Raw genomic sequence first — 252 nt, forward strand, 5'->3', positions numbered from 1 at the left:
CCTGGTCACTTGCTTCTGTGACTAACTCGCTCATGCGAACACCCGCTAAGCTGCGGAATTCCTGCTTGGATAAGTCCAGAACAAAACGGCCAGTTTCGCTTAAAATCTGCTTGTAAGCGTCCAGCGACTTCAAATCGACGCCGCGAGCCTGCATGATAACGATGCCGTTTAGCTCTAACTCGAATTTCAACAACGTTGCATCTTCAGCAAGGTTCGTGTCGATAATAAAGGATTGGTAGGTTACACCTGGCT

Annotated in this window: 1 protein-coding gene; it reads right to left on the reverse strand. The window is 48.4% G+C overall.

Translation table 11 applies throughout. The features are described 5' to 3' along the window. The coding region (locus SB749_RS20220; RefSeq protein ID WP_410711884.1) for a major capsid protein P2 at positions 1–252 on the reverse strand (252 nt) is incomplete at both ends.

The organism is Brevibacterium sp. SIMBA_078 (assembly GCF_046534565.1).
Taxonomy (GTDB): domain Bacteria; phylum Actinomycetota; class Actinomycetes; order Actinomycetales; family Brevibacteriaceae; genus Brevibacterium.